At 35.7% G+C, this 10615-nt stretch carries 13 protein-coding genes and 4 pseudogenes; 14 read left to right on the top strand and 3 right to left on the bottom strand.

What is annotated here, in order from left to right; genetic code table 11:
• The 4 genes and pseudogenes from ORL93_RS23040 to ORL93_RS23025 form a co-directional block, all read left to right on the top strand.
• A pseudogene (locus tag ORL93_RS23040) lies at window positions 1-191 on the top strand (ABC transporter permease); the annotation flags it as partial.
• A 497-nt stretch (window positions 192-688) separates the two neighbouring features.
• Window positions 689-976, top strand: coding sequence for a hypothetical protein (locus ORL93_RS23035; RefSeq protein WP_006094655.1), 288 nt, complete (start codon window positions 689-691; stop codon window positions 974-976).
• Window positions 973-1785 (top strand): DUF3952 domain-containing protein, encoded by an 813-nt coding sequence (locus ORL93_RS23030; RefSeq protein ID WP_097795620.1) that lies wholly within the window; start codon window positions 973-975, stop codon window positions 1783-1785. The genes ORL93_RS23035 and ORL93_RS23030 overlap by 4 nt, the downstream gene beginning before the upstream one ends.
• A 29-nt stretch (window positions 1786-1814) precedes the next feature.
• A pseudogene (locus ORL93_RS23025) lies at window positions 1815-2026 on the top strand (lipase); the annotation flags it as partial.
• Between the two features lie 275 nt (window positions 2027-2301).
• On the opposite strand, the gene ORL93_RS23020 reads toward ORL93_RS23025, so the two are convergent.
• Complete coding sequence (locus ORL93_RS23020; RefSeq protein WP_018783026.1) at window positions 2302-2940, bottom strand: hypothetical protein; 639 nt, start codon at window positions 2938-2940, stop codon at window positions 2302-2304.
• Window positions 2941-3216: 276 nt separating this feature from the next.
• Between ORL93_RS23020 and ORL93_RS23015 the strand changes: the two are divergent.
• From ORL93_RS23015 to ORL93_RS23005, 3 genes and pseudogenes are all read left to right on the top strand, one after another.
• Window positions 3217-3393: pseudogene (locus ORL93_RS23015) on the top strand (Y-family DNA polymerase); the annotation flags it as partial.
• Window positions 3393-3566: pseudogene (locus ORL93_RS23010) on the top strand (Y-family DNA polymerase); the annotation flags it as partial. The pseudogenes ORL93_RS23015 and ORL93_RS23010, both read left to right, overlap by 1 nt.
• The gene (locus ORL93_RS23005; protein WP_018783025.1) at window positions 3563-3904 is read left to right on the top strand and encodes a YolD-like family protein; all 342 of its coding nucleotides are present in this window, start codon (window positions 3563-3565) and stop codon (window positions 3902-3904) included. The pseudogene ORL93_RS23010 and the gene ORL93_RS23005, both read left to right, overlap by 4 nt.
• A 106-nt stretch (window positions 3905-4010) precedes the next feature.
• Here ORL93_RS23005 and ORL93_RS23000 read toward each other — a convergent pair whose 3' ends face one another.
• Window positions 4011-4796: a GNAT family N-acetyltransferase gene (locus ORL93_RS23000; protein ID WP_097795621.1), complete on the bottom strand. Its 786-nt coding sequence runs from the start codon at window positions 4794-4796 to the stop codon at window positions 4011-4013.
• Window positions 4797-4928: 132 nt separating this feature from the next.
• Between ORL93_RS23000 and ytfJ the strand changes: the two genes are divergently transcribed.
• The 4 genes from ytfJ (at window position 4929) to ORL93_RS22980 (ending at window position 6945) form a co-directional block, all read left to right on the top strand.
• Window positions 4929-5354, top strand: coding sequence for a GerW family sporulation protein (ytfJ, locus tag ORL93_RS22995; protein WP_000349994.1), 426 nt, complete (start codon window positions 4929-4931; stop codon window positions 5352-5354).
• A gap of 160 nt (window positions 5355-5514) precedes the next feature.
• Window positions 5515-6291 (top strand): hypothetical protein, encoded by a 777-nt coding sequence (locus ORL93_RS22990; protein WP_016114639.1) that lies wholly within the window; start codon window positions 5515-5517, stop codon window positions 6289-6291.
• A 51-nt stretch (window positions 6292-6342) separates the two neighbouring features.
• Window positions 6343-6663 (top strand): hypothetical protein, encoded by a 321-nt coding sequence (locus ORL93_RS22985; RefSeq protein WP_097795622.1) that lies wholly within the window; start codon window positions 6343-6345, stop codon window positions 6661-6663.
• A 69-nt stretch (window positions 6664-6732) separates the two neighbouring features.
• Entirely contained in the window at window positions 6733-6945 is a 213-nt protein-coding gene (locus ORL93_RS22980) for a hypothetical protein (protein ID WP_018783022.1), read from the top strand.
• A gap of 27 nt (window positions 6946-6972) precedes the next feature.
• On the opposite strand, the gene ORL93_RS22975 is transcribed toward ORL93_RS22980, so the two are convergent.
• Window positions 6973-7311 carry a hypothetical protein gene (locus tag ORL93_RS22975; protein WP_018767263.1) on the bottom strand — a complete coding sequence of 113 codons (339 nt, stop codon included), beginning with the start codon at window positions 7309-7311 and terminating at the stop codon, window positions 6973-6975.
• A 205-nt stretch (window positions 7312-7516) separates the two neighbouring features.
• Here ORL93_RS22975 and ORL93_RS22970 point away from each other — a divergent pair, with 205 nt between their 5' ends.
• From ORL93_RS22970 to ORL93_RS22960, 3 genes are all read left to right on the top strand, one after another.
• Window positions 7517-8194, top strand: a complete 678-nt coding sequence (locus ORL93_RS22970) for a class I SAM-dependent methyltransferase (RefSeq protein ID WP_097795623.1) — start codon at window positions 7517-7519, stop codon at window positions 8192-8194.
• A 100-nt stretch (window positions 8195-8294) separates the two neighbouring features.
• Entirely contained in the window at window positions 8295-9983 is a 1689-nt protein-coding gene (locus tag ORL93_RS22965; RefSeq protein WP_029427715.1) for a formate--tetrahydrofolate ligase, read from the top strand.
• A 90-nt stretch (window positions 9984-10073) separates the two neighbouring features.
• On the top strand, window positions 10074-10601 hold the full coding sequence (locus ORL93_RS22960; RefSeq protein ID WP_003204852.1) for a hypothetical protein: 528 nt from the start codon (window positions 10074-10076) through the stop codon (window positions 10599-10601).
• The last annotated feature ends 14 nt before the right edge of the window (window positions 10602-10615 follow it).

Raw genomic sequence — 10615 nt, 5'->3', positions numbered from 1 at the left:
AAACCATGCCTAAAATTGTCCGTGCGTTCGCTGAGAACCAGCCCGTGACTTCAATAGTGAATACGATTCGTGCCCTCTTGTATGAAGGGTCTGTTGGCAACGGTATCTGGATCGCGCTTGCCTGGTGCGTCGGCATCATGGTTATTGCTTACTTCTTCGCCAGTAAAGTATTTAAACGTCAGTTAGGGTAAGTACACCATTATGGGATTAGTCATATCAATAGTCAGCCACTGCGATCAATACATTTGCTGTCACACTGATCATTTATAAACAACTTCTGATTTCGAAAATTATATAAAAAGCTAGCATGGATCTAGCTTTTTCTTTTTTGCTCATGATGCTCTAACCTCTTTATTTGTTATGTTTTGAATGTATACTTTTGTTAGTGGTTTTGGAGGGGATGGGGAAATTGAAATAGAGTCAATAAAATCAAGGGAATGAATGTAAACTAATATTCAAAAGTTTATATTCATTTTGTATCAGTACATGAATGCGAAATGCTTAGAATAATAATGAGAATCCAACAAAACCTTCTCTTTTCGTTAGAATGAGAAGGTTTTTAAATTTCAATTTAATGGTTTGGGAAAATTTAATTCATGATGTTAAAACATGGGGGCAAGTATAGGTAGAACAATTTGGTTCTTGGTGATGGTAATCTACTAAATTATATAAAAGGTGGAAAGATTGAATGGGGAAAACAAAAAAAGAAGATTTAGGGTTATTTAAAATAACTGATAGAAATCGATTAAGTCCTGATAGTGCGGTAGGTCCAGTTCTTTTTAAATGTACACAACTTGAAGATGAGAATAAACTAACAGCGGGCATCATCGCGATGCCATTAAACGACCAAAGTGTCTTCAATATTAAATACATAAGCAACGAACCAGCTTTAGGAAAGGATGAAGTATACTATTGTGTAAAAGGAAATACAACTAAACTTAAAATGCTAAGAGTAACGAACGAGGTGACGGTATGAAATTGAAAAAGAAAGCTAAGGTGATGATTGTTATGACGATAGTTGCGAGTTTATTTAGTGGATGTAGTTTTTGGGAAACGAAAATAGAGTATGAACCATTTGTAAAGGCTTTGGATGAAGGGGATATGAAGACGGTTATGTCTGCGAGTGATGATGGGTATGCGCATGTGACACAAAGAGGTATATACAGTAGGTACGAAGAAAAAGAAGATGGGGAGCACAAGAAAACAATTTATCAAACTACGGAAGGTGTATATAATACGAAAGATAAAAGTTTATATGGAGAGACAACACAAGAAATCACCACTGACATAAAAAATGAGAAAAACATTGGTGATAATACAAATTATAAAGAGGAAGTTGTTTATAATACAAATATTAAGTATGAAAATGGACAGGTACAAAGGCCAGATTCTACTCTTGATGTTTCATACGTGAATTTAATTGTAGATCGTCTAAAAGGAATAGGGAAACTAAAGATGAAGCCAGGTGATGATATAAAAAAATTTGATCAGCCGAGTACAGTTGGGTATAGCTTAACTGAATCAGAATTTCAAACTATTATAAATGATAAGCTGAAAATACAATATGATGAATATGGTGGGGCGTCAATTGTGCTTCATCTTGACTCCGCAAATGGTCCAATGCAGATATTGGAAGTAAGCGTTGTTATGAATTATAAGAAGAATGAAGGAGGAAAGTTAGTACAATATATATTGCAGATGCACACATACTTTAATAGTAAAAAAGATAATAATCAAGAGGCAAAAAAAGAATATGTAGATTATAAAGCACAGTACAAAAAATAATAAATAATTAAGAAAGGAGCTAATCTGGTATGAAGAATAATGTCGGACAGGAACAAGATAAAAACTTAAAGGCAGCCTCTGATTGGGGGGAATTGGAGCTGGCTGGTAAGGATATCTATGATTTTAAAGCGGGGAGATATCCGTATAGTAAAACAATCGAAGAAAATAAAGATAGATTACAAGCAAATTTTAATGCAGAGCTTATAGATCTGAAGTAGATGAAAATACAGGATTTGCATCATAAAAAAGAACGCCTTGTCCCAGTCTTTTACGCTTATTACCAGAGCAGATAACAAGTCTAGGAACTGGGTGCATGGCAAAGTGTTCTACTCTCGATATAAGAAAAAAGTAGCTGTACCTGTTTTGTTTTCCTCAAAAGATCGAATAGGTCGTCTTAGGGACACTACAGAACTTCTATATCGTTGTATCCTCTTTGTTGAACGAGAGGAACTGTTTTTGCCCTAGCAGAAACAGGAGAATCCCCTATCTCAAGTTCGTGTAGAGGTAGGGGGGAGTTCAATGAAATAGTTGGGGAAATTGCTTTATTATTCCTTCAGTAAGTGCATCCGCCATTTCTAAAGCTTCCTTCTCAATTTTGTCATACAATTGAACACCTGCTTGATAATCTTTACTTAGAATGGCTACTGCTTCAGATTTAGTCAATGCTAGGTGTTCATAAAACATTTTCCTAAATTCTTCTTTGGGTATATACGGATTTATACTACTTAAAAATTCAACAATGTCGTCTGCATTAGCGTACCATTTTTTCTCTGCAATTGATGCGGCGTTTTGATTACCAGCTTTTGCTGCTTTGACAAGATCGGCAGCAATCACTAAGTGATCTTTTATCAAATTACTGTATTTTTTTGCTGCATTGTCACCGTAGAAAGGTTTAAGAGAATTCCCCATATCTGGAGCGTTTTGAAGGAGACGTGTAATCGCAAAGTTAACATCAGGTAAATTAAAAATAATGCTAATGATAGCCATTCTTGTCCAAGCAACATGTTGTTCCCATAGTGAACGCATATAACTTTTTAAATCAACTTCATTTTTACTGACACGGTAATTCCGTACGGGTGAAAATGTAGCTGTTGAATTCCAATCTAAATAAGGGGTATCGTGTGTGAAATAATAGGATTGCCAATAAGGGTACATAATGAATACACTCCTTTTTTGAACACATATATATCACGGTATGAGAACATCTATTACTATGTGCTCATGTCCAAAGTATTTTTTTATACGTTTAGGGGAATTGTTAAGTTTTATATTCAAATTTTGAATATAAAATGAGGTTTGACTCAGATGAAAATCATCAATTGAGAGTCAGCACTTTTTTGTTTTAACCAATATTTTCTTAAAAAAGACTTCCGAAAGAACGTAAGTTCGTATATAATAAGAACGAACGTTCTATCATTAGGGACGATTATCTTGTATGATTATTCTCTTTTACCTAATCGAATTATTTTGTGTGTAAATCTTCGTAGCTTTTATGCAAGTGTATCATGTATCAAAATGGGTCTGGCCCCTTTGCGTACGAAGCTAGCGGTAGTAGGGGACGTAAATCGTAATGGTTCAATTGTTCTGGCAGCGACGCCACTACTTAAGAAATTTCTCTTTTTGATAATGTAATACAGCGCGAAAAAGAAATGAAACTAACAAAAGTGATGGATGAAATACGCACTCGTTTCGGTAAAAATAGTATTTTGCGTGGCGTATCTTATACAAGTATCGCGACAGCAAGATATAGAAACAATTTATTAGGGGGACATAAATCATGAATAACGCAAACATGTCAAAAGAAAGAGGGATGGTAAAGTGGACACCATTTGCATCTATGCCGGAACAATTTGCTGGTATACGAAAGATTATTGAAGAAAAAACGAAAGTACCACGACCAATACTGACTCAAGATACGAAAGAAATGAACGAGAATAAGTTATTATTCTCGTTGTTATCCGAAGAGGAAATATTAATTACATATTATGAAGACGGTTATGTCCTTACTAGTTATATGACGGTTATTGATATCGATCCTAAAAGAAAGAATGTAATATGTACGGATGCATTTTATCACGAGAGCACTTTTAATTTTATCGATATAATTGCTGTTGAATAGAATGGAATAACAGGATAAATTTCATTATGTAGTCCAATTGGTAAGAGCTAATAATCAGTGGGGATCCCACTGATTAAAGTTTCACTTTATTAATAAATATCCAAATTTACTGATACATCGTCCACGTTCCAATGTCCTTAAAACCTAAGCGCTTATAAATCCGCCCAGCAGCTGGGTTATTATAAAATAAGCAAAGCGTTCTTCCTTCTTGAGTAAAATCCCAAATCATTTTTTGTAATATGAGTGAAGCGTATCCTCTGCCGCGATGGCTTGGATGAGTACATACTCCAACAACCATTGCAGATAAGGAATTTTCAGCTGATGTGGAAGCGGAAGCGATGATTTCTCCATTTTCTTCAATGTAGTAAGTGCGTCCTGTATTTGTTTCGAGTGATTGCCGCAAAATCTTTTCTGATTGTCCTGTTTGAGGGAATTCTTCAATGTTGCTTCGGAGCTTCATAATTCGCTCAACATCATCTATGGTTGCTAGTTTGATTGCAGTATGAAGCATTGTTTTAGGTAGTGCAGTATCATCTTTACATTCACAAAAGTACATTTTATTTTTTGTGCCAAGTTGTATGTCTTGTATGTCTTCAAATTTTTCTACAATGTCTGATTTACCGGAGATTTTTAATGGCTGATAAGTAGCAAGAATTGCCTCATAGTCAGCAGCAGAAAAATCATCTTTTCCATATGATATAAATGAATCATGAAAGCGTAGTAATACGGATTGTAATGCTCCGTTTTCTGTGGAAATGCCCCATAATTCTTGAAAGTCTGCATCGTATCCAAATGCTTCAATATCGCCAATGATAAATAGGTTAAGCGCTGCTTCTTCTTTTAGAAATGTAAGCACTTGTTCATGATCACTCTTTGTTAGTTTCCGTATCATTATAATCCCCTCTTTAGTTTGTTTTTTCTAAATATTATTACTTATCATTTTTGAAATCAATATAAAATTTTATGTTTAGTTCATAAGGTTTCGGAAAAACTAGGAAAGATATGACAAAGGAGGTTATGAACGGTGGATCATCCAATTCAAGGATTAATGAAAGCAGCAATGGAAAATTTAAAGGAAATGGTCGATGTTAATACGATTGTTGGAGAGCCTGTTCAGACGGCTGACGGCGGTGTAGTGTTAACTGTTTCCAAAGTAGCGTTTGGATTTGGAGCAGGTGGATCGGATTTTCAAACAAATGATGGTCAAAGAGCACAAGGTAATCCGGCATTTGGCGGAGGGAGCGCAGGTGGTGTTTCCATTACTCCAGTAGCTTTTCTTGTAGTGAATAAAGATGGAGTAAATATTCTTCACTTACAAAATGCCACACACCTAGCTGAAAAAATGATTGAGTTAGCGCCACAAACAATTGATAAGATTCAATCCATTTTTCAAAAAAACGAAAAGCATACTGAAAATCATCATCCGCAAAATCCAGACGAAATCGCGTAAAAAAGCCTGTTTTTCAACAGGCTTTTTTTCTTGTAATCAGTATGTAATAAAACTCATGAAATTGTAAATAGTTTTTGAAGTTTTTTCTATGTTTCTAAAATTTTTCATGTTAAAATATGCTATAGAATTGAAACATATAAAACGAAGGTGGCTAGGTGCTTTGTCTGGAGGATCTGACCAAGTAAAGAATATGATATATATTAATGGTAATCGTCGGGGTCATTGTTTTATTACATCTGGAATTACATTTGAAGAGTTTGCAAGTAATATCCCATCACCGCTTCATCAAGTGTTGCTTTTGAAACATAATTTTGAGTGGACTGATTTTCACTATCATACTTTATTTGAATATGTTGAAGAAGAAAACATACATAAATTAATTAAAGCAGAGATTGATGAATTTGATGAGTTCTGTTGGGTGGATTTTGATGACGCAAGCGATTTAGATGAATTGGAGCCAAAGGAAATTGCAGAATTGTTATATTTGGCTCACAAAAAAGAACCACTTGGGAGAGCGTTTTTCCCACTTTTGAAAAATAGATTTGTCTATTTTTCACATGATGACGGTTGGTACAACAAAGTGTATTACCGTAGAATCGCTGATTTTGTAGGAATGCTTAGCAAAGTAATTCCGTACAAACTCGGTTCATTTGGAAAAAAACGATTCTCTTTCTTTCAAAAATCAAAAATATTCCCAGCAATTTCAAAAGAAGTTATTCTTGGGCTTGTTCCATTAATGGAAGACGGGCTGTATATTGATTTAGCGGGGAAAATTGAGTCAAGAAGAGGTTTAGAGATTCCTGTATATGTAGTTGGTTCGTATGAAAGCACGGATGAAGTACTAGATAACATAGAGGAATTAAAAGAAGGTGCAACCGAAACTGGCTGGCTTATTTTTGATAAGAAAGAACAAGAGTGGCAATGGGTTGTGGACTAAGAGAACTTGACGAATTAGGTCAAGTTTTCTTGTTTTTTGAAAGGAGAAAAAATGAAGAAATATTATACAGCAGTAGGTATTGTCAGCATTATCCTTGTTGCAGTACTACTTTTAACTTGTCCGAAAGAGTCTGATTTCAGGTCTTACTTAGAGGATAAGTATGCAATGATTTGTAATCAAGATAGCTTTGAATGTACACAAAATGTAGGTAAGAAAGAACAAAAAATGAAGTTTGTAAGTACGAATACACGAAACGGTGTATTTTTTATAACAGTGAAACAAACTTTTGAAATGGAAAATGGTAAACAGAAAGAGTATAGTGGACTGGGTATATTTGGTACATTTCTTTTTGTTACGGAAAAGACTTTCTAATTATAGAAGGTCTTTTTTTTATGCATATGTTCATATAGATGAAGTAAGACAAGCATAGGAGGGATGAGAATGAAAAAAATATGTGTAGTTTGTGGTGGAGAAGAATTTTTTTCATCTACATTATATGCACGTACGAAACAAGACTGGGCATATGCCCCTAACATGTATCGTTTTGAAAAGGTATTTATTGAACAGCGGGATGAAGAGAATTATCCAGTGTTTCAAGAAATTACAGCAAAACATTGTTGTGGATGCGGACATATTATGCTGTATCATGAGTGAACACACCAAGTAATACTTGGTGTGTTTTTATAATGCTGATAAAGCAAGTGGATACAATAACGTAAATAAAACAGAAAAGCTACCAAATCCAATGGCTGTATATCCGAGTGTTTTTGCTCCAAAATTAACAGCCAATAAGCCAATTAAAATGGAAAGGGAACCAAGGGTAACTGGATAAAAGGCGATCGAGAATAAAGAAAGAAATAGTGCTACATAACCGATAAGTGTACCAGCGTTTGTACCTTCTATTTCATGTGCAATTTCTTTACGTTTATGTCTAATCGGAAGATGCCCTGGCGAGATTTCAGCTGCATATTCTTCGTTTTTTTCACCACTCTTAAAATGATGTGTTCGCTTCTTCGGCATGTACATCCCTCTCTTTCAATTGGGTGTATCTTTATTATTTTTCATAAAGAAGAGAATATGAGTATGAGTTATATCCAAGTTAAGCAAAATTTGGAGAATGTATGAGTCTGTTGCTATCTTATCCAACTCTCCATGAGAATAAACAGGAATATAGGAAAATGATGTAGAATGGAATGAATGAAAACAAGTGAAAGTAGGGGGAAACATGACAAAGTTTAATTGGCATAAATCAGCAGAAAAAAAGTGGGACAACAATGCGGAATCTTGGAATCAAAATAGTCAAGAAATGTGGGATCATGGGAGTCGGAGTACAATCATTCCGTTTTTTGAAAAGTATGTAGAAAATGGTGTGGCAGTTTTAGATGTCGGATGTGGTGATGGATATGGTACATATAAATTAAGTCTCGCAGGATATAAGGCGTGTGGTATAGATTTATCCGAACAAATGATTCAAAAGGGAAAGGAACGCGGAGAAGGGCATAATTTGTCATTTGTAAAGGGAGATCTTTCTTCATTGCCCTTTGAAAATGAGCAATTTCCAGCCATATTAGCAGTGAACTCGTTAGAATGGACAGAGCAGCCGCTACAGGCGTTACATGAGATAAAGCGTGTTTTGAGGTCTGATGGATATGCGTGTATTGCTATTTTAGGACCAACAGCAAAACCGCGTGAAAATAGTTATCCTCGTTTATATGGAAAAGATGTCGTTTGTAATACGATGATGCCTTGGGAATTTGAAAAGCTTGCAGAGGAGCAAGGGTTTCAAGTAGTGGATGGTATAGGCGTATATAAACGAGGGATAAATGAAAAAATGCTTGGACAATTATCGGTAGAATTGCAACAAGCATTAACATTTTTGTGGGTATTTATGTTGAAAAAATAATGCCTGAAGAAATGCGCGAAATTTAGGAGGGAAATAAGTGCAGAAAATACAAAAAACTGATACAATATCAACAGAACCAATTAAAGGGGGACTAGGGTATATGACAACTACTACAACAGTTAAATCCGATATTGAAATTGCACAAGAAGCAAGTATGAAGAAAATTCAAGAGATTGCAGCGGAGTTAAACATTTTAGAAGAAGAACTAGAGCCTTATGGTCATTATAAAGGGAAGTTATCTCTTGATATTTTTAAGCGCTTACAAACCGAAAAGGACGGAAAAGTTGTTTTAGTAACAGCGATTAACCCGACTCCAGCAGGAGAAGGTAAATCAACAGTAACAGTTGGTTTAGGTCAAGCTTTTAATAAAATTGGTAAAAAAGCAGTAATTGCACTTCGTGAGCCATCACTTGGACCAACAATGGGACTAAAGGGCGGTGCAGCAGGTGGAGGTTATTCACAAGTTGTACCAATGGAAGATATCAATCTTCACTTTACTGGTGATATTCATGCCATTACAACTGCAAATAACGCATTAGCAGCGTTTATCGATAACCATATTCAACAAGGAAATACACTTAAGATTGATACGCGAAAAATCGTATGGAAGCGTTGTGTCGATTTAAATGACCGTGCACTGCGTAATGTGGTAATTGGTCTTGGTGGGCCAGTTCAAGGTGTACCGCGTGAAGACGGTTTTGATATTACAGTAGCATCTGAAATTATGGCTGTATTCTGCCTTGCGACAGATATTCAAGATTTAAAAGCACGTTTATCTCGCATTGTCGTTGCTTATAATATGGACAACGAACCTGTAACAGTTAAAGATTTAGGCGTAGAAGGAGCGTTAACACTTTTATTAAAAGATGCGTTAAAACCAAACTTAGTACAAACATTAGAAAATACACCAGCAATCATTCATGGTGGACCATTCGCTAATATCGCTCACGGTTGTAACAGTGTTATCGCTACAACAATGGCAGCAAAATTAGGTGATTATGTAATCACGGAAGCTGGTTTCGGTGCGGACTTAGGTGCTGAAAAATTCTTAGATATTAAAGCGCGTGCAGCTGGTATTAAACCAGAAGCAGTCGTTATCGTTGCGACAATTCGTGCGCTTAAAATGCACGGCGGTGTGGCGAGAGATCAGCTGAAAGAAGAAAATGTAGATGCGCTAGCAAAAGGAATGGAAAACTTACAAAAACATGTTGAAACAATTCAAGCGTTCGGTGTTCCATTCGTAATCGCAATTAATAAATTCATTACAGATACAGATGCAGAAGTTGCATACTTACAAGAATGGTGCAACGAGCGTGGCTACGAAGTATCCTTAACAGAAGTTTGGGAAAAAGGTGGCCAAGGTGGTGTAGACCTTGCTGAGAAAGTATTAAAAGTAATTGAAAAAGGTGACAACAAATACGCACCACTTTATGATTTAGAATTACCATTAGAAGAAAAAATTCGTACAATTGCTCAAAAAGTATACGGCGCAAAAGATATTGAATTTGCTCCGAAAGCACGTAAGCAATTGGCTCAATTTACAGGGGAAGGTTGGAGTAACCTACCAGTATGTATGGCGAAAACACAATACTCTCTTTCTGACGATGCAACAAAATTAGGTCGACCATCTGACTTTATTGTTACAATTCGTGAACTGAAACCGTCTATCGGTGCAGGATTTATTGTAGCGTTAACTGGAACAATGTTAACAATGCCAGGTCTTCCAAAACAACCAGCTGCTCTTCAAATGGACGTAAATGAAGATGGAAAAGCAGTAGGTTTATTCTAAAAGGTTGTAATTCATCCCGTTTATCTGTAAACTATATATACATCAAGTGGCGCCTTTCCATCGAAAGGCGCCTGTTTTTTGGAGGGAATTATGTTTGATCCAACTGCTTTTGACAACTTAAAAGTGATCGTTGAAGGAGCTGTCTATGATTTTGATTTACATGGCGATATTCTTGTAACGGATCGAAAAGATATGATGGACCTTGCATCGCTAAGCCGTATATATCATATTTCATTTCAATTAAATGAACAGTTTGAACAGCTAGTAGAAGCGACATTCTCACTGTCTGTAGATGCGAAGAATCTATCAGGTGAGATATTAGAGGTACCACAGTTTATACCAGGCTGTGAAATGAAATTACGCTTCGCGTTCCCGTTACAGCAACCAGAAGCAGAGTGTCAAGAAATCGAAAACTTGTTACAATCTATCTGGGGAAAAGAGCGAATGATTACGCAACAAATTTCATACGAATATAATAAGCAAGCGATTTCATATCATAATAAGGTAGAAGTTCTATTTCAAAAAGCGATTACAGAAGACCATGTTGATGATTTAATAGCTGTTATTTCTCACATGATAGAAACAGTGCGAGCAATACAACATTTTCTTCAAAAATAGAGATAAAGGAGAAA

This window comes from Bacillus sp. DHT2, from assembly GCF_026241455.1.
GTDB lineage: Bacteria > Bacillota > Bacilli > Bacillales > Bacillaceae_G > Bacillus_A > Bacillus_A pseudomycoides.
The sequence above is the reverse complement of the archived record's forward strand: the minus strand, read 5'-3'. Positions and strand labels throughout refer to the sequence as shown.